General features: G+C 62.7%; 22 protein-coding genes and 1 pseudogene. 9 read left to right on the forward strand and 14 right to left on the reverse strand.

The features are described from left to right. Positions 1-238: 238 nt before the first annotated feature. From JQK88_RS22185 to JQK88_RS22200, 4 genes are all read right to left on the reverse strand, one after another. Positions 239-856 (reverse strand): PilZ domain-containing protein, encoded by a 618-nt coding sequence (locus JQK88_RS22185; protein ID WP_203279452.1) that lies wholly within the window; start codon positions 854-856, stop codon positions 239-241. A 168-nt stretch (positions 857-1,024) separates the two neighbouring features. Next, a complete protein-coding gene (locus JQK88_RS22190) occupies positions 1,025-1,663 on the reverse strand; it encodes a PAS domain-containing protein (protein WP_203279453.1) in 639 nt (212 codons plus the stop codon). Positions 1,664-2,139: 476 nt separating this feature from the next. Beyond that, positions 2,140-2,433, reverse strand: coding sequence for a MoaD/ThiS family protein (locus tag JQK88_RS22195; protein ID WP_192251590.1), 294 nt, complete (start codon positions 2,431-2,433; stop codon positions 2,140-2,142). 5 nt (positions 2,434-2,438) lie between these two features. Further along, positions 2,439-3,518, reverse strand: coding sequence for a WD40/YVTN/BNR-like repeat-containing protein (locus tag JQK88_RS22200; RefSeq protein WP_192251593.1), 1,080 nt, complete (start codon positions 3,516-3,518; stop codon positions 2,439-2,441). Between the two features lie 272 nt (positions 3,519-3,790). Between JQK88_RS22200 and JQK88_RS22205 the strand changes: the two genes are divergently transcribed. Together JQK88_RS22205 and JQK88_RS22210 are read left to right on the forward strand one after the other, a co-directional pair. Then, positions 3,791-4,549 carry a rhomboid family intramembrane serine protease gene (locus JQK88_RS22205; RefSeq protein ID WP_192251595.1) on the forward strand — a complete coding sequence of 253 codons (759 nt, stop codon included), beginning with the start codon at positions 3,791-3,793 and terminating at the stop codon, positions 4,547-4,549. Positions 4,550-4,661: 112 nt separating this feature from the next. Further along, positions 4,662-5,093 carry a CBS domain-containing protein gene (locus JQK88_RS22210; protein WP_192251597.1) on the forward strand — a complete coding sequence of 144 codons (432 nt, stop codon included), beginning with the start codon at positions 4,662-4,664 and terminating at the stop codon, positions 5,091-5,093. A 48-nt stretch (positions 5,094-5,141) separates the two neighbouring features. Here the strand turns inward: JQK88_RS22210 and JQK88_RS22215 are convergent. Next, a pseudogene (locus tag JQK88_RS22215) lies at positions 5,142-5,273 on the reverse strand (YjhX family toxin); the annotation flags it as partial. Between the two features lie 213 nt (positions 5,274-5,486). On the opposite strand from JQK88_RS22215, the gene gatB reads away from it, so the two are divergent. Both gatB and JQK88_RS22225 read left to right on the forward strand, forming a co-directional pair. Further along, positions 5,487-6,986 carry an Asp-tRNA(Asn)/Glu-tRNA(Gln) amidotransferase subunit GatB gene (gatB, locus tag JQK88_RS22220; protein WP_192251600.1) on the forward strand — a complete coding sequence of 500 codons (1,500 nt, stop codon included), beginning with the start codon at positions 5,487-5,489 and terminating at the stop codon, positions 6,984-6,986. A 4-nt stretch (positions 6,987-6,990) separates the two neighbouring features. After that, positions 6,991-7,479 carry a GNAT family N-acetyltransferase gene (locus JQK88_RS22225; protein WP_192251602.1) on the forward strand — a complete coding sequence of 163 codons (489 nt, stop codon included), beginning with the start codon at positions 6,991-6,993 and terminating at the stop codon, positions 7,477-7,479. A gap of 17 nt (positions 7,480-7,496) precedes the next feature. Here JQK88_RS22225 and JQK88_RS22230 read toward each other — a convergent pair whose 3' ends face one another. From JQK88_RS22230 to panB, 3 genes are all read right to left on the reverse strand, one after another. Continuing rightward, positions 7,497-8,657, reverse strand: a complete 1,161-nt coding sequence (locus JQK88_RS22230) for a helix-turn-helix transcriptional regulator (RefSeq protein ID WP_192251603.1) — start codon at positions 8,655-8,657, stop codon at positions 7,497-7,499. A 219-nt stretch (positions 8,658-8,876) separates the two neighbouring features. Further along, on the reverse strand, positions 8,877-9,734 hold the full coding sequence (gene panC, locus JQK88_RS22235; protein WP_192251605.1) for a pantoate--beta-alanine ligase: 858 nt from the start codon (positions 9,732-9,734) through the stop codon (positions 8,877-8,879). Next, entirely contained in the window at positions 9,731-10,561 is an 831-nt protein-coding gene (gene panB, locus JQK88_RS22240; protein WP_192251608.1) for a 3-methyl-2-oxobutanoate hydroxymethyltransferase, read from the reverse strand. Before panB ends, panC begins: the two co-directional genes overlap by 4 nt. A gap of 226 nt (positions 10,562-10,787) precedes the next feature. On the opposite strand from panB, the gene JQK88_RS22245 reads away from it, so the two are divergent. The 3 genes from JQK88_RS22245 to JQK88_RS22255 all read left to right on the forward strand — a co-directional run bounded on the left by JQK88_RS22245 (position 10,788) and on the right by JQK88_RS22255 (position 12,309). Further along, entirely contained in the window at positions 10,788-11,186 is a 399-nt protein-coding gene (locus tag JQK88_RS22245; RefSeq protein WP_192251611.1) for an NADH:ubiquinone oxidoreductase subunit NDUFA12, read from the forward strand. A 115-nt stretch (positions 11,187-11,301) separates the two neighbouring features. Then, complete coding sequence (locus JQK88_RS22250) at positions 11,302-11,847, forward strand: DUF2155 domain-containing protein (RefSeq protein ID WP_192251614.1); 546 nt, start codon at positions 11,302-11,304, stop codon at positions 11,845-11,847. Positions 11,848-11,922: 75 nt separating this feature from the next. Then, entirely contained in the window at positions 11,923-12,309 is a 387-nt protein-coding gene (locus JQK88_RS22255) for a hypothetical protein (protein ID WP_192251617.1), read from the forward strand. A gap of 46 nt (positions 12,310-12,355) precedes the next feature. Here JQK88_RS22255 and aat read toward each other — a convergent pair whose 3' ends face one another. From aat to JQK88_RS22285, 6 genes are all read right to left on the reverse strand, one after another. Further along, positions 12,356-12,973: a leucyl/phenylalanyl-tRNA--protein transferase gene (aat, locus tag JQK88_RS22260; protein ID WP_192251621.1), complete on the reverse strand. Its 618-nt coding sequence runs from the start codon at positions 12,971-12,973 to the stop codon at positions 12,356-12,358. Between the two features lie 27 nt (positions 12,974-13,000). Continuing rightward, complete coding sequence (gene accC, locus JQK88_RS22265; RefSeq protein WP_112564333.1) at positions 13,001-14,344, reverse strand: acetyl-CoA carboxylase biotin carboxylase subunit; 1,344 nt, start codon at positions 14,342-14,344, stop codon at positions 13,001-13,003. Between the two features lie 10 nt (positions 14,345-14,354). Beyond that, positions 14,355-14,819 carry an acetyl-CoA carboxylase biotin carboxyl carrier protein gene (accB, locus tag JQK88_RS22270; protein WP_192251624.1) on the reverse strand — a complete coding sequence of 155 codons (465 nt, stop codon included), beginning with the start codon at positions 14,817-14,819 and terminating at the stop codon, positions 14,355-14,357. 26 nt (positions 14,820-14,845) lie between these two features. Next, positions 14,846-15,280, reverse strand: coding sequence for a type II 3-dehydroquinate dehydratase (aroQ, locus tag JQK88_RS22275; RefSeq protein WP_112564337.1), 435 nt, complete (start codon positions 15,278-15,280; stop codon positions 14,846-14,848). 151 nt (positions 15,281-15,431) lie between these two features. Then, positions 15,432-16,235, reverse strand: coding sequence for a DsbA family protein (locus JQK88_RS22280; protein WP_192251637.1), 804 nt, complete (start codon positions 16,233-16,235; stop codon positions 15,432-15,434). A gap of 57 nt (positions 16,236-16,292) precedes the next feature. Continuing rightward, positions 16,293-17,705, reverse strand: a complete 1,413-nt coding sequence (locus JQK88_RS22285; RefSeq protein WP_203279454.1) for a M48 family metalloprotease — start codon at positions 17,703-17,705, stop codon at positions 16,293-16,295. 155 nt (positions 17,706-17,860) lie between these two features. Between JQK88_RS22285 and JQK88_RS22290 the strand changes: the two genes are divergently transcribed. Further along, positions 17,861-19,009 (forward strand): pyridoxal phosphate-dependent aminotransferase, encoded by a 1,149-nt coding sequence (locus JQK88_RS22290; RefSeq protein ID WP_203279455.1) that lies wholly within the window; start codon positions 17,861-17,863, stop codon positions 19,007-19,009. An 11-nt stretch (positions 19,010-19,020) separates the two neighbouring features. Then, the gene (locus tag JQK88_RS22295) at positions 19,021-19,950 is read left to right on the forward strand and encodes a glutaminase (protein ID WP_203279456.1); all 930 of its coding nucleotides are present in this window, start codon (positions 19,021-19,023) and stop codon (positions 19,948-19,950) included. The last annotated feature ends 167 nt before the right edge of the window (positions 19,951-20,117 follow it).

A 20,117-nucleotide genomic window follows, 5' to 3' on the forward strand; every position in this document is an offset into this window, starting at 1 on the left:
CAAAAACCCGAAGTAGACATTGAGTAAAACCCCAATAGAATAAGCGTAAAATTTGATCTATTTTAATATAAAATCGTTCAGACACGGACGCAAAAGTCGGAGCTTTTGCAATGCGGTCGCTGGCCACAGACGGGATTTCAGGCGCGGTCCACATGCTTGCGTGCCGAGGCGGGATGCCGGGCAACAAAAAACCGGCCGCGAAGGCCGGTTCGTTTTTTACTGCGTGTTTGCCGATCGTTCAGGCGCGCGGGGCGTTGAACTCGGAATCGAGCGTTTCCGGGCGCTGGATGACAGCAAATTCGATGGCGACGCCGTCCTCGAAATGACGCACCACCTGGCCGCGCATGGTTCCAAGCATCACCTGGATGCCGATCGCCGGCTTGACGTCGATCTCGACCGCCGCGCCCGACAGGGACAGGTCGACAATGCGGCACTGATACTGGCGCCCATCGGTGAGTTGCAGCACGCTGGTCGGGTTGCGCGGCGCCACGCGTTCGTGGCGGCGATCTTCCGGCAGGTCGAGTTCATGCTTGTTGGCAAGCCAGGTCAGCTGCGCGGCAAGCTTGTCCTTCTTGCGGTCCGAGGCAATGACGGTCATGGCAAAGCCGTCCTGCGAGGTGCGCGTCACCACGCCCTCGATGCGGCCGATATGATCGATATAGGCAATGACTTTTTCGCCCGGCATGCCGACGCGCTCGGTGCGCAGCGCGACATTGCCCGGCGACATGTCGACCACCTGGCACGGGTGTTCGGTGCGGTCTTCCAGCATGAAGCGCCCGTAGATCTTGACCCGGACGCGCTGAAAGTTACGCCTTTCGGCGCGGGACGGCGCATATTCGACCGCCGCTGACCTCATGACTGCCTACACCCCGTTGGCATTCCCGCGTCGTGCGTGGAACTTCACGCCGAAACGCTACAGCAAATCAGGTTAACAAAGGGGAAAAGCGGGCTGCCGATACTTAAGGTCGGGGCCTGGATTTGAGCCTAAAGCGCCTCGCGTTTGATCGGATTCAGGCGACATGCATTATTCACCACGCCCTCCCTCGAACACGACGAGGTGGCGGATGCGCCGGGACCGACCGAGCGCCGAGATGGTCTCCGGCGCTTCGAGCTCGGTGGGAGCCAGCGAAGGAACGGATATTTCCGGCCGGTTTTTCAAGAACATCGGTTCCTTGTCGGGATCGATGACACGGATGGCATCGATCAAGGCGTCGGTGATCGGGTCTGCGCCCAGCCAGAACGGCTTTTCGACGGCGCTGACGACGCCGAGGCAGCGCGGGTTCTCGACACCGCCGTCGAGCGGCAGGGCAAGCAGTTCGAAGCGGTTCGAACGGCCGTTGCGGCTGAACCCCTCATAGGTGATGAGCACCACGGATTTCTGCTCGAAGACGCCGTGAATGAGCCGCGACACCAGCCGCTGGTCCTTTTCGCGCCACAGCGACGGGAAGGAAAAGCCCTTGAGTTCGCGGCCATAGCCGGCGCAAAGCCTGGTGCCGGCAAGCCGGAACACCGCTTCGCCGCGCGTGTCCCTTTCCAGGATGAATGTATCGGCCAAAAGCGCCTTGATGTCGGCGGGTTCGACTTCCGATCGCTTCGGGGCAGGGCGCCCATCACGCAGCCGGTTCCAATATTGGAACAGCGTGATTGATCCGTTCTGGTTCATGCTATGCGGCTCCGCGCGATCTGTCTTTTGGTGTCCCATCGGTGAACAGAAAGGGCGCTCTCCGATGACCTACATGCGGTGCCTCGCAGGATGCGTGCCAGCGTCGTTAACACTTGTTCACGGGTCGGGGACGTTAAGGTTAACAAGTGGTTTACGTTGCGCGCGCGAGACCGCCATGGCACAGCAAAACCACTTTAGAAGCGGTCGTTTCGCGACGATCGGCAGCACTTCAGTCAAGAGTTTTTAGGGGGAGCAGGGGCTCGACCGGCCGTTCAAGGGAAACCTTGGACGGCTTCTTTTTGATTCGCGCCCGGTGATTCGCGCCCTTCGAAAACGGTCGAGGGTCTCGACGCCAAGCTTCCTGCCGTCGGCGAGCGATGAACGCGCCGCCACCAGCTGGATCCCTCCAACTGATCCCTTCTCCCCCGCTTGCGGCCAGGGATATCGTCGGGAGGGTGGGCTACCTGTTCCCTGGCCTAACCGCCACTGATTGCCGTTAGGATAAAAACCTCGGTGCCGGGCGCGAGCCCGGTTTCCAGGGTTGCCTTCTCGCCATCGACGAAAACGTTCATATGGCGGCGGATGGCAGGGCGGGAATCGCACATCCGGTCGCGCATGCCGGGCCAGAGCGCGTCCAACCCGTCGATCATTTCCTTCACAGTCGAGGCCGGCAGTTCGACCCGGCGCGGCGCGCCAGGAAACAGGTCGATGAGCACACCCGGGAGCCGCGCGATGACATGGTGCACACTGCGGGCGGGGTTGTTCGACATTTTCCCTACTCCACCACCATCGTCTCGACGGACAGAATCGTGGGCAGATGCTGAGCGATCTCCGACCAGTTTTCGCCTTCGTTGGCACTGGCAAAGAGCGAGCCGCCGCTGGTGCCGAAATAGACTCCGGCCGGCTCGAGGCTGTCGGTCGCCATAGCCTGCCGCAACACGCCCGCATAGCAGTTCTCCTGCGGCAGACCCTTGCGCTCGTCGAGCCATGTGGCTCCCGCATCCTCCGTCTTCCAGACCGCCGCCTTCGCGTCCGGCACGTAACGGCCGGCGCTGTCGCCGTTGAGCGGCAGAAGGAAGAGCGTGTCGGGGTCGCGCGGATGCGTGGCCGCGGGAAAACCGAAGGTCGAGGGAAGGCCCTTCTCGATGCTCTGCCAGTTCTTGCCGCCATCGTCGGAGCGGTACATGCCGCAATGGTTCTGCTGGTAGAGCCGGTCGGGCTTGCCGGGCGCCATCACCAGACAGTGTACGCACTGGCCGAATTCTGGATAGTTTTGTCCTTCGGGCAGGAAGTCGGCGCGGGTGCCACGGTTGCGCGGCTCCCACGTCTTGCCGCCGTCCCAGGTGTAGAACACGCCTGCGGACGAGATGCCCACCCAGATCTGCTCCTCGTCTGCGGGGTGCGTGACGATGGAATGGAGGATGAGGCCCGCGCCACCTGGGTTCCAGTCCTTGCGGCTCGGGTGATGCTGCAGGCCCTCGATGTGGCTCCACGTGGCCCCGCCGTCGTCGGAGCGAAACAGGCCGGCCGGCTGCACGCCGGCATAGAGGCTGCCGTTGCGCTTGGCGAGGCTCCATACCGCCTTGATCGGTTCGTCGCCAGCCGCATAGGCCAGACCCTCGCTGGAATGCGTCCAGGTCTGGCCAAGGTCGTCCGACTTCCAGACCGCCGGACCGAACCATTCGTTGCCGCCGGCGCCGTAGATCGCGCCGGTCTCGGGGTCGCCGACGACATGGTTCATCGGCCAGTGCTCGCAGAACGGACCGCGCAGCTTCCACGACCCGCGCTTGCCATCGCTCTCGGCGATGAAGGCGCCTTTTTTCGTGCCGATAAGCACGAGGATTTTTTCTGGCATTTTCTCCTCCCGATTGCGTCGCTTTCACCAAGGACGGCGGAGCGCGGGCCTAGCCGACAGGGCCAACGATTTTTTTCAGTCTAAACCCGTCGAGGCCAAGGTGAGAAGATCTGCCGCCTCCTTGGCTCTGGCATCGGGGACAGCGCGATCTGTGCTGTCATCACCTGACGCCGGGCTGGAAAGCGTCATGCGAGGTGTCAGAGGATGCAGGGCAGTTTCAACCGAAGCATCCTTGCTCTAAAGCTCGCGGAACGAATCCCGGACCCAAGTGAATGAGCGAACCGACAAGCCCCGCCGAGACCGAAGAGCCGCCGCCGCCGCGCCGCGAGCCGGTGTTCAACCTGCCGCCGGTGGTGCTGGCGACAATCGGCATCTGCGTGGCCGTCTTCCTGCTGCAGCAATATGTGCTGACCGAAGACCAGCAGATAACATTGCTCACCGACGGGGCCTTCATTCCCGTCCTCTACACCGGCCAATACGGCTTCGACTGGTTCCTCTTCAGCCGTCCTTTCACCTATGCCTTCATGCATGGCGGCCTTGCCCACATTGCCATCAACATGGTTGCGCTGGCCGCCTTCGGTTCGCCGCTGGCCAACCGTCTCGGCTGGCTTTGGTTCGCGTTGTTTTTCGCCGTTACCGGCTTGGCCGCGGTGGTGCTGTTCTGGGCGGTCCATCCATTCGGAGAGGCGCCGCTGGTCGGCGCCTCGGGTGCGATATCGGGCATGATGGGTGCTGCGGCGCGTTTCGGGTTCCGTACCGACCGCTCGTCCGGCAGGGCTGCCTTTGCCGGTCCCGTGCTGCCGATCGCAATCGTTCTGCGGATGCGCGGCGTCGTCAATTTTCTTGGCGCCTGGATGATCATCAATCTCGTCACCGGCCTCTATGGTCTCGGGCTCGGCGAGCCCGGCCAGATCGCCTGGGAGGCGCATATTGGCGGGCTTGTCGCCGGTTTCTTCGGATTGCGCTGGTTCGACCGGCGCTGGCAGGCGCCTGAAGGGGAAATCCCCGAGGACCAGAGCACTCCCGACTAGCGCACCCCACTGGCGCACTTGAAAAGGAACCGATCACGGCGCACGATGTTCACTCTTATGTGAAGCCGGCCAGGGCGGGAGCTGGCTAGGCAAGCAGCAGGAGGAGGACGCCATGACGGTTAAGGCAATTCTCGAAAAAAAAGGCCATGACGTGTTCACGCTCGGGCCGAATGAAAAGCTGAGCGAAGCCATTCGAATCCTGGTCGACCACAAGATCGGCGCACTGGTCATCACCAATGGCGATCGCAAGATCGTCGGTATCCTTTCCGAGCGCGACATCGTGCGGGTGCTTGCCAAGGAAGGCGCTGCCGCACTTGACATCGCAGTGCGCTCGGCGATGACGCCGAAAGTGAAGATCTGCAACGAGAACCACACGGTCAACGAGGTGATGGAGATTATGACCAAAGGCCGGTTCCGCCATCTGCCGGTGGAAAAGGACGGGATGCTCGACGGCATCGTGTCGATCGGCGACGTGGTCAAGCGCCGCATCGAGGATGTCGAGCGCGAGGCTGAAGAGATCCGGGCCTATATCGCAACGGCTTGACTCGACGAAGAATCCGCCGACCGGAAGACCGGCCGGCGGTATTTTACTCTATCGGTTGTCGAGTTCGGAGCGGACGAGTTGCAGTCCGCGCCTTGTGTTTCGGTAGGGGCCGCCATCGCAAGATGAAACCGCCTTCCTTCGCCTCAGTTTTCGAAACAGATCGAGATCGACGCCTGGATAGTGCCCTGCCTCGCTACGAGGTCAGGGCCTTACCGGGACTGAGCGTAAGTGGACATCCACTCTCCATTGGGATGGGCGTCCTATAGGCGAAAGTGGCGGAAAAGGCCAGACCGCGGCTTTGGCCTTGTCTCTTTTGGCGGTTTGCACTAGCGAAGTTTCACATCCAAATATGCGTCTCATGCATATCCGAGAATTCTAGGTACGCAGGCCACCATGACCCTCATCGATACCCGCACGCCCGACGCCAAGCGCCTGATCTCCGGCGCCACCGGCGATTGGGAAATCATCATTGGTCTCGAAGTGCACGCGCAGGTCATCTCGGAAGCAAAATTGTTTTCCGGCGCTTCGACCGCTTTCGGTGCGGCCCCCAACGGCAATGTCAGCCTGGTCGATGCGGCCATGCCGGGCATGCTGCCGGTGATCAACGAGGAATGCGTCAAGCAGGCGATCCGCACAGGTCTCGGGCTGAAGGCGCAGATCAACCACAAGTCGGTTTTCGACCGGAAGAACTATTTCTATCCGGATCTGCCGCAGGGCTATCAGATCTCGCAGTTCAAGCAGCCGATCGTCGGCGAGGGCACGGTGATCGTTTCTGTCGGCCCCGACCGCCAGGGCGAATTCGAGGATATCGAGGTCGGCATAGAGCGGCTGCACCTCGAGCAGGATGCCGGTAAGTCGATGCACGACCAGCATGCGACCATGTCCTATGTCGACCTCAACCGTTCGGGCGTGGCGCTGATGGAGATCGTCTCCAAGCCTGACCTGCGTTCCGGTGACGAGGCCAAGGCCTATGTCACCAAGTTGCGCACCATCATGCGCTATCTCGGCACCTGCGACGGCAACATGGACGAAGGCTCTATGCGCGCCGACGTCAACGTCTCGGTACGCCGGCCCGGTGGCGAGTTCGGAACGCGCTGCGAGATCAAGAACATGAACTCGATCCGCTTCATCGGCCAGGCCATCGACTATGAGGCGCGCCGCCAGATCGCTATCCTGGAGGACGGCGGCAAGATCGAGCAGGAAACGCGGCTGTACGATGCGGTCAAGGGCGAGACGCGCTCCATGCGTTCGAAGGAAGAGGCGCATGACTACCGCTATTTCCCCGATCCCGATCTTTTGCCGTTGGAATTCGACCAGGCCTATGTCGATGCTTTGGCCAAAGGACTGCCGGAACTGCCCGACGACAAGAAGGCGCGGCTGGTCTCTTCGCTCGGGCTATCGACCTACGACGCCTCGATCCTGGTGTCGGAAAAGCCGATCGCCGATTATTTCGAGCAGGTGGCCAGCGGCCGCGACGGCAAGCTTGCCGCCAACTGGGTCATCAACGATCTGCTCGGCCAGCTCAACAAAGCCGGCAAGGACATTGAAAATGCTCCGGTTTCGCCGGAGCAGCTCGGTGCCGTCATCGACCTGATCAAGGAAGGCACCATCTCCGGCAAGATCGCCAAGGATCTGTTCGAGATCGTCTGGAACGAGGGCGGCGATCCGCGCCAGGTGGTCGAAAGCCGCGGCATGAAGCAGGTTACCGATACCGGCGCCATCGAGAAGGCGGTCGACGAGGTCATCGCCGCCAACCCAGACAAGGCCGAACAGGCGCGCGCCAAGCCGACCATGGCCGGCTGGTTCGTCGGCCAGGTGATGAAGGCCACCGGCGGCAAGGCCAACCCGCAGGCGGTCAACGATCTGGTCAAGGCCAAGCTCGGCATCGAATAGAGCCATGTTCGTCCGCACCGCCAGCGAGCGCGACCTTGCCGCCATCCGCGCGCTGCTGGTCGAAACCTGGCATGCGACCTACGACGCTATCTACGGCACTGAGCGGGTGAGGGAAATCACCGACGACTGGCATTCAATCGCCTCGCTCAAGGCGCGGCTGATAAGGCCGAATTCAGAATTCCTGGTCGCCGACGACGGCAAGCGCATCGGCGGCATGGCTTTCGCGGCCGCTACGACGGATGCGAAGACCGTGCTGTTGAACCAGCTCTATGTCCTGCCCGACTGCCAGCGGCAAGGTATCGGCCAGGCCTTGCTGGACGAGGTCGAGGCCAGCTTTCCCGAGGCAAATACCTTGCGCGTCGAGGTGGAAGAGGCCAACAAGCCGGCCATTGCCTTTTATCGGGCGAAAGGGTTTGTGCCAGCCGGCAGCACTGCCGATTGCGGCGGCGGCTCAGGATTGCCAGCGCTGATCTTTGAGAAGCCACTGGGATAGATAGCTGACGGCGCGTGTCAGGCCGGGCGCAGCGGCGGCGTCAATTCCCGCATCAGGAGCTGCAGTTCTCGCTGGTCGCCGGTGGCGGTCTTGTCGAAGATCGTCGCCAGCTGTGATTTGATGGTGCCGTCAGAGACGCCGCTGGCAGCCGCGATTTCGCGCCGGGTCCGGCCGGCGAAGACATGGCCGGCAACGCGCTTTTCCGCCGCGGTCAATCCGAACAGCGCTGCGATCGCTTCCAGCGCCGGCACGGGTGCTGCGCCGGCGGCGGCGATGAAGATGGCGGCGGCGGCGCGTTGCGACATGCGGGCCGAAATGTCGCGTCGCGCCAGCGGCATGACATGCGCCACCGCCGGAACCATGGACCGGACCAGGGGAATGTTGATGCCTGACGGCCCGAGCGCGAATTCGTCGCGGGTGCCGAGTTGGACGGCGCGGCCGATGGCGGCGTTGGCATTGCCATAGGCGAACGACAGCTGGCCGCGCACCGAGGACACGGAGGTGTTTTGCGCGAGCAGCGCTTCGGCTGCCGGATTGGCGAAGATGACCTGCATGTCGTCGGCGACGATCAGCACCGGATGGTCGAGGCTCTCGATGATCGAGCGAAAGATGTCAGCCTTGCGCCGCTCGGCTTCGAACAGGTCGCCGATGGTCACCGCACGCCGGACATGGGGTGCGAGTGTGGAAATCAGGTCGAGATCCCTGGCTGAAATCTGCGGCCTGTCCTTGTCGGTCACCACCATCAGCATGCCGGTGCGCGCTGGCTGCTTCATCAGCGCCACCCAGAAGAAATCGTCGAGACGGTTGGGTTCCACCCACTCGCGCACGATGCGGCTTTCGATCCAGTTCTGCCGCGCGTCGGGGCCTTGCAGCGCATAGATGCTATCGACGGTGAACGGCATGTCGATTTCCATCTTCGGCACTGCTTTGAAGAAAGGCACTTCGGAGGCGTAGTCGCGCTGCAGAGGGTCAAGCAGGGCGGGATCGCCGCAGGATATCGAAAACCGCGCCGAATTGCTCGATGTGTCGACGACCGCCAGCATGGCAAGTCGGCCAAGTGCCAATTTGCAGATTGATTCAAGCGTCGACTGCCAACGGCCGACATCGGCAATCGAATCGTAAATTGCCTCGACGATCTGTGGCAGAGCGCGACCGATGATGTTGGCCTGGATAGACATAAAGCCTCGTTTACATCGCAGTGTAGTGGCAGGTCACACATTATCTCTGCCTGAGGTAACACCACATTGCCGGGTACGCCGCGTCTGTGAAACATCTCACAGCGACGTTTTGGTGTGTTATCGCTATCAGACCAGCCGATATGACCCCTGAAGGACCGCTGTTTACGGGCACTCGCGCCAAGCCGCGATACAAATCAAATTGAACGGATTTGGAATTTTTCAGGGAATAAATGAGGAAACTTCCACATTGTCGATCAACCTGGTCCTGCCAAGCCAGGCCGCAGCGAGGAGGCGGCCGTCGCTGTCACGACGCCAGGGGGCAAGGGTCAGGCTCTCGCGCGCTGCGACATAGTCGACGCGGTCGAAGCCTGCCTCGAGAAGCGCGGCGGCAGCCTTGGCGGTCACGCTGCTTTCGTCGGTGCCGGCCGCAAGCTCCACCGCTGCCTGGCGCAGGATGACATTGAGCTGGCGTGCGACATCGAGTTCGGCGGCGCCGAGATAGGCATTGCGCGACGACATTGCGAGGCCGTGCGCGTCGCGTACGGTCGGCGCGCCGACAATGTCCACCGGCAGGTCGAGATCGCGGCAGAGTTTTCGGACGACGCAAAGCTGCTGGTAGTCCTTTTCGCCGAAGATGGCGCGGTCGGGCAAGGCTTGGAGAAACAGCTTGGCCACGACGGTTGCGACGCCCTCGAAGAAGGTCGGCCTGAAATCCGATTCCAGCCCCGAAGACGGGCCGCCGACCGAAATCCTGGTCGCGAAACCCTCCGGGTACATTTCGGAAACCGCCGGCGTGAAGGCAAGATGGGCGCCGGCCTGTGTCAGCCGGTCGAGATCGCGGGCCAGCTGGCGCGGATACTTGTCGAGGTCTTCGGTAGGCGCGAACTGGGCAGGATTGACGAAGATCGAGACGATGCAGCGATCGGCCATCGAAAGCGCGGCCTTGACCAGCGAGATATGGCCGTCATGCAGCGCGCCCATGGTCGGCACCATGGCGACGCTGAGGCCGTCGCGCCGCCAGCCGCGGATTGCGGCGCGAAGGGCAAGCACAGTGTCGACAACGACAGGCTGGTTCATGCGTTATCCTTGCCCGTTTTGGCTGAAAAGACATGGCCTGGTCCGGGAAAGGTGCGACTGCGCACCTCTGCCGCATAGTGCGCGGCGGCTTCGGCGACCACGCTGCGCAAATCGGCATATTCCTTGACGAATTTCGGCACCCGGTCGACGGTCAGGCCGATCATGTCGTCGATTACCAGGATCTGGCCGTCGCAATCGCTGCTGGCGCCGATGCCGATGGTCGGAATGGCGATGCGCCGGGTCAGGTCGGCGGCGACAGTCTCGACGGTACCTTCGATAACCAGCGAAAACGCGCCGGCCTTTTCGACCGCATCGGCGTCGCGTATCAATGCCGCGACATTCTCCGGCGTGCGGCCCTTGATCTTGTAGCCGCCGTCCTTTTCGACCGATTGCGGCTGCAGGCCGATATGGCCCATCACCGGAATGCCGGACGCGACGATGGCCGCGATCTGGCCGGCCACGTCGACGCCGCCTTCCAGCTTCACCGCCTGGCAGCCGGTTTCCTCGACGATGCGGCGCGCCGAGGCGACGGCGTGCATCGCCGAAGTCTCATAGCTGCCGGCCGGCATGTCGACCACCACGCAGGCCTTTGCCGAGCCGCGCATCACCGCCTGGCCATGGGCGATCATCATCTCCAGCGAGGCGCCGAGTGTGGTCTTGTGGCCGTGCAGCACCATGGCAACGCTGTCGCCGACCAGGAGAAGGTCGATATGGTCGTCGAGCAGCCGGGCGACGGGATAGGTGTAGGCGGTCAGGCAGACGATCGGCACGCCGCCCTTGCGGGCGCGTATAGTCTCCGCGCTGATCCTGACGGCAGCTGTGGCCATTCCTCACCTCCGGCAGCCGGCGTTGACCAGCGCCGGGCGATGAGAGCTTTAGGAAGACGCAGCCTGCTTGGCAAGCGTGCTGTTCGCAGGTGCGAAATGATCAGCTGACAGCAGAGGCTTTCCCATGCCGTCAGTGCCGCAGCCGCCGCAAAACCCTTGCCTTCGCGATGACCTAACGCCATAAGCAGGGAAGCAGGCACCGCCGCGCGCGCCGCGAGGATTTTTGATGAAAACCTTCCTTACGCAGTTTTTCACCTGGTGGAACAGCCAGACGCTGGGAACGCGTTTCCACACCTGGCGCCACGGCACCAAGGTCGGCCAGGATGCAACCGGCAATGTCTACTATGAGGGCGGCGTCGATTCGGAAGGCCGCACCCGCCGCTGGGTCATCTACGCCAACTATTCGGAAGCCTCGGCGATTCCCCCGGGCTGGCACGGCTGGATCCATCATCGCGTCGATGTCGCGCCGCCGAGCGACGACTATCGCCCGCGCGAATGGGAAAAGGCGCACGAACCGAATCTCACGGGAACACCGGCCGCCTATCGCCCGAAGGGTTCCGTGCTCACCAATCAGCACCGTCCGCAGGTGACGGGCGACTATGATGCGTGGACGCCTGGTTCTTGACCACAGGCCGGTCTTTTGTCGCCACAATTGGCGTTTAGCTGCTTGTTGGTATGACAACCGCGACTAGCCTTGGGCGTGACAGAATCACCCAGGCCCAAACCACCGGTATATCAGCATGAACATTTTCAGCCTGACATCGATGGCCGGACTGACGGCAGTTGCCGCCATGTGCCCGACAGCGTTTGCGGCAGCCCAGGAGCCCGCCGCGGCGCCGGCAATCTCGGAACGCATCACCAACCCGGTCGCTGAATTCGCCGGCATCGACAAGATCACCGGCCGCATCATCACCTTCGATGTCTATATCGACGAAACGGTGCAGTTCGGCGCTTTGCAGGTGACGCCGCGCATCTGCTATTCGCGGCCGGAGAACGAGGAACCGAAGACCGATTCCTTCGTTGAGGTCGACGAGATCACGCTGGACCGCAAGATCCGCCGTATCTTCACCGGCTGGATGTTCGCCGAAAGCCCAGGCCTCAACGCCGTCGAGCACGCCGTCTATGACGTCTGGCTGAAGGGCTGCAAGCAGAAGTCGGATGTGCCGCCGCCGGACGCGGCCAAGGCCGAGACCCCCAAGGTCGATACCTCCAAGCCGAAGCCCGCCGCTGCCCCGGCTGTGGAACAGCCAGACCCCACGGCGCCCGACGCGACCGACACCAACTGATCCTCCGGAACCGTCATGGCCACCACGCGTTTGGCCATGAACGACCGCGCATTTATGCGCTTGGAGGATTTTGCGATGTCAGACAGCAAGCGGATCACGGCCAGCAAGAAAGAACTGCTCGACCTCGAAAAGGGGTTCTGGACGGGCGACTCGGCCTATTACGCGGCCAACGCCGACACAGAATGCCTGGTGGCATTTCCTGAGATGGCGAAGGCGATGGACAATGCCGACCTCGCCAAGACCGCGACCAAGCCCAACCGCTGGCGCGATCTGCAGATCGACCTCAAGGGCATCATTGAGCCGGGCAGCGACATTATCATGCTGACTTACGAGGCACATGCGACACGCGAAAACGGCGAGCCCTACGCGGCCCTGGTCAGCACCGGCTATGTCCACCGCGTCAACGGCTGGAAGATGATGTTCCACTCGCAGACACCGATGGAGACCGCAGCGAAAAGCTGATCACTCAAGTCGTCGATGAGTGGGCCGGGCACGTCCGGTCTCCCGGTCAGGGATAGAAAACAGCTTCGCCCTTCAGCGCGTCGGCCAGCATCTTCTCGTATTTGCCACGCGGCACGTCGACCGCGCCGAAGCGCTTGAGGTGTTCGGTGGTGAACTGCGTGTCGAGCAGCGCGAAGCCGCGCGCCTTCAGCCGCTCGACGAGATAATAAAGACAGGTCTTGGAGGCGTCGGTTTCCCGGGCGAACATGCTTTCGCCGAAGAACACCCGGCCGAGTGAGACGCCATAGAGGCCGCCGACAAGCCGTTCCTCGCGCCAGGCCTCGACCGAATGGCAATGCCCAAGACGGTGTAGCTCGACATAGGCTTCGCGGATCGGCGCGTTGATCCAGGTCGAGCGGCGCTCCTCGCGCTTTTCGGCGCAGCCATCGATGGTCGCCTCGAAATCGAAGTCGAAGCGGATGTCGAACGGGTGCTTGCGGATCGTCTTCTTCAAGCTCTTCGGCGTGTGGAACGCCTCGAGCGGGATGATGCCGCGCGTCTCCGGCCGGACCCAGAACACCTCAGGGTCCGAAGCGCTCTCGGCCATCGGGAAGACGCCCGAGGCATAGGCCTTGAGCAAAAGGTCGGTCGGAATGCGATAGCCGGGCGCGTAGGGGCGGGTCATCGCTGCATCATAGCGGCAATTTGGGCGCTATTCCTCTTTGGCCAGATACTTTTCCAGCCAGTGGATGTCGTAGTCGCCATTGGCGATGTCGGCATTGCCGACAAGGTCGCGAAACAGCGGCAGCGTCGTCTTGATGCCGTCGACGACGAACTCGTCGAGCGCCCGGCGCAGCCGCATCATGCATTCGACGCGGTTGCGTCCATGCACGATCAGCTTGCCGATCAGGCTGTCATAATAGGGCGGGATCTTGTAGCCGGAATAGACACCGGAATCGACGCGGATGCCGAGGCCGCCAGGCGTGTGGAAATGGGTGATCGTGCCGGGCGAGGGCGTGAAGGTGCGCGGATCCTCGGCGTTGATGCGGCATTCGATGGCGTGGCCATTGAACTTGATGTCCTCCTGGCGCACCGAAAGCCCGCCGCCTGAGGCGACGCGGATCTGCTCGTGCACGAGATCGATGCCTGTGATGGCTTCCGTCACCGGATGCTCGACCTGCAGGCGCGTGTTCATCTCGATGAAGTAGAACTCGCCGTTCTCGTAGAGGAATTCGATGGTACCGGCGCCGGAATAGCCGAGGTCGGCGATGGCCTTGGCGCAGATACCGCCGATGCGGGCGCGCTCCTCGGCGTTGAGGGCCGGCGAGGGCGCCTCTTCCCAGACCTTCTGGTGGCGGCGCTGCAGCGAACAGTCGCGCTCGCCGAAATGCACGCCGCGGCCGGCGCCGTCGCCGAACACCTGCACCTCGATGTGGCGCGGCTTTTGCAGATATTTCTCGATGTAGACGGCATCGTCGCCGAAGGCGGCGCCGGCTTCCGTGCTCGCTGTCTGCAAGGCGATCTCAAGGTCAGCCTCGGTAAGAGCGACCTTCATGCCGCGCCCACCACCGCCCGCCGACGCCTTGATGATCACGGGATAGCCGATCTCGGCGGCAATGCGCTTGGCTTCCTTCTGATCGGTGACGGCGCCGTCCGAACCCGGCACGACCGGGATGCCGAGACGCTTTGCGGTGCGCTTGGCCTCGATCTTGTCGCCCATGATGCGGATATGGTCGCCGGACGGGCCGATGAAGGTGATGTTGTGGGCGGCCAGGATGTCGGCGAACTTGGCGTTCTCCGACAGGAAGCCGTAGCCCGGATGCACGGCGTCGGCGCCGGTGATCTCGCAAGCGGCGACGATCTGGTGGATGTTGAGATAGCTGTCGCGCGACGGCGGCGGGCCGATGCACACGCTCTCGTCGGCAAGCCTGACATGCATGGCGTCCGCATCGGCGGTCGAATGCACCACCACGGTCTGGATACCGAGTTCCTTGCAGGCGCGCAGCACCCGAAGCGCGATTTCGCCGCGATTGGCGATGAGGATCTTCTGGAACATCCGGCCCGCTCTACTCGATCACGACGAGCGGCATGCCGTATTCGACCGGCTGGCCGTCCTCGAACAGGATCGCCGTCACCATGCCGGCGCGGGGCGACGGGATCTGGTTCATTGTCTTCATCGCCTCGATGATCAGCAGCGTCTGGCCTTCCTTGACCTTCTGGCCGATCTCGATGAAGGCCTTGGCGTCGGGCGAGGGGGCGAGATAGGCGGTGCCGACCATCGGCGAGGGGACCGCGTTCTTGGACGGATCGGCCGCCGCTGGTGCGGCAGCTGCGCTCACCGCGGGCTGCGCTGCTGGTGCATAGCCTGCTTGAGGTGCTGCAATGGCGTGGACGGCGGCCGGCGCCTGGCGCGACACGCGCACTTTCAGGTCGCCGAGCTCGACCTCGATCTCGGTGAGGTTGGTGTCGTTCAGTATGCCCGCCAGATCGCGGATCAGTTGCTGGTCAACACCGGTCTTCTTTATCGACATTTTCGAGCCTTCTGTTTTTGGGCCGGTCATAGGCGTGCCGCCAGCGCCTGCAGCGCCAGCGAGTAGCCAAGCGGCCCGAACCCGCAGATCATGCCGACAGCGACCGGCGCGACCATGGAGACGTGGCGGAATGGTTCCCGCGCGTGGATGTTGGAGAGGTGAACTTCGGCGACGGGCAGCGGCGCGATAGCGCGGATGGCGTCGTGAATGGCGATCGAGGTGTGGCTGTAGGCACCCGGATTGATGACGATGCCGGCGGCCTTGTCGCCGGCCTCCTGGATCCAGTCGACGAGGTCGCCCTCATGGTTCGACTGGCGAAAATCGATCTCGAGGCCAAGTGCGGCGCCTGCCTGCTTGCAGTCGTCGGCGATCGCGGCAAGCGTCTTGCCGCCATAGATGCCGGGCTCGCGCTTGCCGAGCGCGTTCAGGTTGGGACCGTTCAGGACGAAAATCGTTTTCAAAAATGCCGACCTTTTCCCAGCACCTGCCTCAAGCCGGCGCGCAGGGCCTTCTATAATGGGCATAGTCGCCCGCGGAAAGAGCGCAAGTGCGATCTTTCCCTGTCCACAACAGGCCGAAATGTGCCCGTGAGAAATAGGCTCGCGGGCAAGATCAGAGAGCGGCTTTCGCCGCCTCGATCTTTTCGGCCAGCACTTCCTGGCCAAGCGCGCCGAACACCACCTCGTTGCCGACCACGTAGGACGGCGTTCCGGTGATGGCCAGCTTGTTGGCGAGGTCGAAAGTCTTGGAGAAAGCCTCGGTGATGGTCGGATCCTTCATCTTCTCGCGCAACTCCGCCTCATCGGCGCCGAGCGACAGCGCCACCTTGATGGCCGCAGCCTCTGTGGCGCGGCCCTGGCCGCCCAGCAGCGCATTGTGGAACTCGCCATACTTTTCCGGCTTCATCAGGTGGAAGGCCATCGAGACGACGCTGGCCTTCTGCGAATCCGGGCCGAGGATCGGGAATTCCTTGAGCACGAAGCGCAGGTCCGGATCGGACTTGGTCAGTGCCCGCATGTCCTCGATGGCGCGTTTGCAGAAGCCGCAATTGTAATCGTAGAACTCGACGATGGTGACCTTGCCCTTCGGATTGCCGACGACGCCGTCGAAGGTCGAGTTGAAGATCTCATCCTTGGCGTTCTTGATGACGCCGAGTGCGGCAATGCGCTGCTCTTCCTTCTGCTTGGCCTCCAGCGCGTCCTGCACTTCGAGGAGCACTTCCGGGTTCTTCAACAGATAGTCGCGGATGATGCCCTCGACCTCGGCGCGGTCGATCTTGGTGTCCGAGGACGCTACCTGCACGATCTGCGCCGTATCGGCCTTAGCCACCTGCGGACTGCCGGCGACGAACCCGAAAGCCAGCATGGCAAGAGCAGCCGCCACTCCCGTCGTGCCTAGCAATATTGCCTTGTTCATCGTCTGATCCTCTTACCGGTTCCGGTCTATCTTAGTCGCTGCGAGCGACCGGAAGGTTCATTTCTTGAGTTTGCCTGAAGGGTTGTAGTTTATGATGTCCTGCGCGCGAATCCAGCCGGGCTCGCCGCGCTTCAGGTCCTTTTGCGCGCGCATGGCAAAGATTTTCGCATTCTTGTAGTCGCCGGAATAGAAATGGCCCTCGGCGGTGGCGAGCTCCGCGGCCGGGATGTTGCCGAGTTCGCCATAGGCCTGGGCCAGATAGCGGTACCCGGCGGTGTTTTCCTTGTCGCGCCCGAGGCCGTTGTTGATCTGCACCACCGCCTTCTTCAGTGAATCGGGCGTGCCGATGGCCATCAGCGCCTGGCCGAGGGACACGGGCAACAGGCCCGACTTCACCGGATCGAGGCTGACCGCCTTGGCATAGGCATCCGCCGCGTCCTTCGGCTTGTTGGCCTTCATCAGGATGTCGCCGCGCAATTCCTGGAAATAGGGGTTCTTCGGCTGTTCCTTGATCAATGCGTTGGTCTTGGTGAGTGCCGCACCCAGATTCCCGTAGAGATAGGCCATCTGCGCCTCGCCATAGCGCGATGGGAGGCTGCCCGGGGCCTTGCGCATCAGCCGCGTCGCGGCGGCCTGGCCGCCCATATAGGCGGCGATCTTGATGCGCATCATGTCGTGCCGCTGCTGCAGCGCGGGCGGATCGACCTTGCCGACATTGGGGCTCTGCTTGACCAGCACTTCAAGATTGGCGATGCGCTCCTGCGGCATCGGATGGCTGATCCGGTAGGGATCGACCTGCGTGCCGGACAGAGACAGCGCGTTCTGGAAGCGGGCGAAGGTCTTCAGCATGCCCATGCCGGACTGGCCGGTGGCGTTGAGATAGGTGATGGCCGAGCGGTCGGCGGTCGACTCTTCGGTGCGCTGGTAGGCAAGAATGCTGCGCTGCGCCATCTCGCCGCCGCCGGCGGCGACACCCATGCCGGCACCGGCAAGGCCGCGGCTGTTGGTGGTGGCGCCGGCAACGATGGCGCCGGCGCCAAGCAGCGTGGCGATGATGGCCATCGTCTTGGCGCGCTCGAGCTGGTCGCGCAATTTCTGCTGATGCCCGCCGGCGATGTGGCCGGCTTCGTGGGCGATGACGCCGATGATCTCATTGGGCGTTTCGGCCTGCATAAGCGCGCCGGTGTTGATGAACAGCCGGCGCCCGGTGACGAATGCGTTAAAACTCTGATCGTTGACCAGGACGATATCGACGCCGTCATTGGCGAGACCAGCAGCCTTGAAGATCGGCCGCGCATAGTCGCGCACCAGCGCCTCGATCTCGGCATCGCGCACCACCGGCACCGCCTGTGCGAATGCTGTCACCGTGCCGGAGATCGCAACAGTGGCGGCAAGCAAAAGCGTCGCGAAGCCGCGCGCTGTCTTCCCGATGGAATATTTTGAAATCGTCGATTTGGGTCGGCTCAGCATGAGGTCCACTGGTAAACGAGCGGGCGAACGATGAAAAGAGTCGGCACCGAAACTAGGCTAACTTGTGATCCTCACATCAATCGGGCATTTGTGCGGCGCTGCCATCGAGGTTGCTGGCCTGGAGCGGCAGGATTGGGCGGAAGAGGTGAGGTCAAATGGTTGTTGCGCTGTCGCGCCGCGGTGAAGTCGAGCCGTTTCACGCCATGGACATCCTGGCCGAGGCCAACCGGCTGAAGGCGACAGGCGTGCCTGTCGTGTCCATGGCCGTCGGGCAGCCATCCGATCCGGCGCCGGTGGGGGTCAGGGAAGCCGCCGTAAATGCGCTGAAGATCGGCCGCATCGGCTACACCGATGCGCTCGGCCTGGCGGATCTGCGCAAGGCGATCGCCGCGCACTATGGCGATCACTACGGAATCGATGTCGCGCCGAACCGCATCGCCGTGACGACGGGATCGTCGGCAGCCTTCAATCTGGCCTTCCTGGCAATGTTCGATCCGGGCGATCGCGTCGCCATCGCGGCACCCGGCTATCCCGCCTATCGCAACATTATGGCCGCGCTCGGCATCGAGATCGTCGAGATCGAGCTCGGCCTGGACGCTTATCTGCATGCCGACCATTTGAAGGTGGCGCATCGGGAAAACCCATTGAAGGGCGTGCTGTTCGCCAGCCCGGCCAATCCGACCGGCGCCGTCATTCCCGCCGATGAGCTCTCGGCGCTGGTGAGGACAGCCGAAGAACTCGGCATCGCGGTCATATCGGATGAGATCTATCACCGGCTGGCCTATGCCGCGCCCGACACTACGGCGCTGGCCTATGGCTCGGGCGTAACGGTGATCAATTCCTTCTCAAAATACTATTGCATGACCGGCTGGCGTATCGGCTGGATGGTGCTGCCGGACGCCCTGGTGCGGCCCATCGAGCGCATTGCCCAGAGCCTCTACATCTCGCCGCCGGAACTGTCGCAGATCGCGGCGATCGAAGCCTTCAAGGCGACGGAAGAGCTGGAAGCGGTGAAGGCGCGCTACGCCTGGAATCGCGAGCTGTTGACGCAGCGCCTGCCGGAGCTCGGATTTCCGCTGGCAGCCCCCATGGACGGCGCGTTCTATGCTTTCTGCGATGTCACCCGGCATACCAATGACAGCATGGCCTTTGCGCGCAAAATGCTGGCCGAGGCGCATGTGGCGGCGACGCCCGGCCGTGATTTCGATCCGCTGGCCGGACACCGAACGATGCGTTTTTCCTATGCCGGCAGCCATGACGACATGGTCGAGGCGATGGCGCGCATCGAGCGCTGGCTGAAATAGCGGGGACGACAATGCCGGAACTCGAACAAGCGCTGGCCGATGTCGCCGCCGAGATGGCGGAACGCACCGATCGTGGCGACGTCGCCACCTACATCCCGCAGCTCGGCAAAGTCGATCCGAAGAAATTCGGCATTGCGGCGGTGACCAATGACGGCCACGTGCTTGTCGCCGGCGACGCCGACCAGGCATTCTCGATCCAGAGCATTTCCAAGGTGTTCACCCTGACGCTGGCGCTCGGCAATGTCGGCGATGCGCTGTGGCAGCGGGTTGGGCGTGAGCCGTCGGGCAATCCGTTCAACTCGATCGTCCAGCTCGAGCATGAGAACGGCATTCCGCGCAATCCGTTCATCAATGCCGGCGCCATCGTCGTCTCAGACATATTGCTCGCCGGCCACCAGCCGCGCGAGGCGATCGGAGAGATCCTGCGCTTCATCCAGTTCCTCGCCGACGATGAGACGATCATCATCGACCGCGAGGTCGCGGCCTCCGAACGCGCCACCGGCTACCGCAACTTTGCGCTTGCCAACTACATGAAATCCTTCGGCAATCTTCACCATGCGCCGGAGCTGGCGCTGGGCGTCTACTTCCACCATTGCGCCATCGCCATGAGCTGCCGGCAACTGGCGCTGGCCGGCCGCTTCCTCGCCAATGGCGGCAAGAACCCAGCGACCGGCCATTCCGTGGTGTCGGCCGAGCGCGCACGCCGCATCGGCGCCATGATGCTGACCTGCGGCCACTATGACGGCTCCGGCGACTTTGCCTTCCGTGTCGGCATTCCCGGCAAAAGCGGCGTCGGCGGCGGCATATTGGGGATCGTGCCGGGCGTCGCCTCGCTCGCCGTGTGGTCGCCAGGTCTCAATGCCAACGGCAATTCGAAGCTGGGGTCGATCGCGCTGGAAAAGCTGGCCAGGGTGATGAACTGGTCGATCTTCGCACCCTAGGACTTACCGATATTCAGGTGAGGCCGGCCTGCAAATGGCTGATACCTGCGCTTCCGGTGCTCATATGTGGACGGCCCCCTGCTTGCAAGGCTTGGTGAGATAGTTTGATCGGATCGCTTGCGCTCATATGTCCGGCCTTTTGCGCGCGGATATCTGAGCGCGGGCCT

The sequence above is a fragment of the Mesorhizobium caraganae genome, from assembly GCF_016836705.1.
Lineage (GTDB): Bacteria > Pseudomonadota > Alphaproteobacteria > Rhizobiales > Rhizobiaceae > Mesorhizobium > Mesorhizobium caraganae.

What these genes read in the sequence shown, in the direction of transcription:
- JQK88_RS22185 (WP_203279452.1), bottom strand. Translation starts at nt 856, where the DNA reads ATGAGGTCAGCGGCGGTCGAATATGCGCCGTCCCGCGCCGAAAGGCGT.
- JQK88_RS22190 (WP_203279453.1), bottom strand. Translation starts at nt 1,663, where the DNA reads ATGAACCAGAACGGATCAATCACGCTGTTCCAATATTGGAACCGGCTG.
- JQK88_RS22195 (WP_192251590.1), bottom strand. Translation starts at nt 2,433, where the DNA reads ATGTCGAACAACCCCGCCCGCAGTGTGCACCATGTCATCGCGCGGCTC.
- JQK88_RS22200 (WP_192251593.1), bottom strand. Translation starts at nt 3,518, where the DNA reads ATGCCAGAAAAAATCCTCGTGCTTATCGGCACGAAAAAAGGCGCCTTC.
- JQK88_RS22205 (WP_192251595.1), top strand. Translation starts at nt 3,791, where the DNA reads ATGAGCGAACCGACAAGCCCCGCCGAGACCGAAGAGCCGCCGCCGCCG.
- JQK88_RS22210 (WP_192251597.1), top strand. Translation starts at nt 4,662, where the DNA reads ATGACGGTTAAGGCAATTCTCGAAAAAAAAGGCCATGACGTGTTCACG.
- gatB (WP_192251600.1), top strand. Translation starts at nt 5,487, where the DNA reads ATGACCCTCATCGATACCCGCACGCCCGACGCCAAGCGCCTGATCTCC.
- JQK88_RS22225 (WP_192251602.1), top strand. Translation starts at nt 6,991, where the DNA reads ATGTTCGTCCGCACCGCCAGCGAGCGCGACCTTGCCGCCATCCGCGCG.
- JQK88_RS22230 (WP_192251603.1), bottom strand. Translation starts at nt 8,657, where the DNA reads ATGTCTATCCAGGCCAACATCATCGGTCGCGCTCTGCCACAGATCGTC.
- panC (WP_192251605.1), bottom strand. Translation starts at nt 9,734, where the DNA reads ATGAACCAGCCTGTCGTTGTCGACACTGTGCTTGCCCTTCGCGCCGCA.
- panB (WP_192251608.1), bottom strand. Translation starts at nt 10,561, where the DNA reads ATGGCCACAGCTGCCGTCAGGATCAGCGCGGAGACTATACGCGCCCGC.
- JQK88_RS22245 (WP_192251611.1), top strand. Translation starts at nt 10,788, where the DNA reads ATGAAAACCTTCCTTACGCAGTTTTTCACCTGGTGGAACAGCCAGACG.
- JQK88_RS22250 (WP_192251614.1), top strand. Translation starts at nt 11,302, where the DNA reads ATGAACATTTTCAGCCTGACATCGATGGCCGGACTGACGGCAGTTGCC.
- JQK88_RS22255 (WP_192251617.1), top strand. Translation starts at nt 11,923, where the DNA reads ATGTCAGACAGCAAGCGGATCACGGCCAGCAAGAAAGAACTGCTCGAC.
- aat (WP_192251621.1), bottom strand. Translation starts at nt 12,973, where the DNA reads ATGACCCGCCCCTACGCGCCCGGCTATCGCATTCCGACCGACCTTTTG.
- accC (WP_112564333.1), bottom strand. Translation starts at nt 14,344, where the DNA reads ATGTTCCAGAAGATCCTCATCGCCAATCGCGGCGAAATCGCGCTTCGG.
- accB (WP_192251624.1), bottom strand. Translation starts at nt 14,819, where the DNA reads ATGTCGATAAAGAAGACCGGTGTTGACCAGCAACTGATCCGCGATCTG.
- JQK88_RS22280 (WP_192251637.1), bottom strand. Translation starts at nt 16,235, where the DNA reads ATGAACAAGGCAATATTGCTAGGCACGACGGGAGTGGCGGCTGCTCTT.
- JQK88_RS22285 (WP_203279454.1), bottom strand. Translation starts at nt 17,705, where the DNA reads ATGCTGAGCCGACCCAAATCGACGATTTCAAAATATTCCATCGGGAAG.
- JQK88_RS22290 (WP_203279455.1), top strand. Translation starts at nt 17,861, where the DNA reads ATGGTTGTTGCGCTGTCGCGCCGCGGTGAAGTCGAGCCGTTTCACGCC.
- JQK88_RS22295 (WP_203279456.1), top strand. Translation starts at nt 19,021, where the DNA reads ATGCCGGAACTCGAACAAGCGCTGGCCGATGTCGCCGCCGAGATGGCG.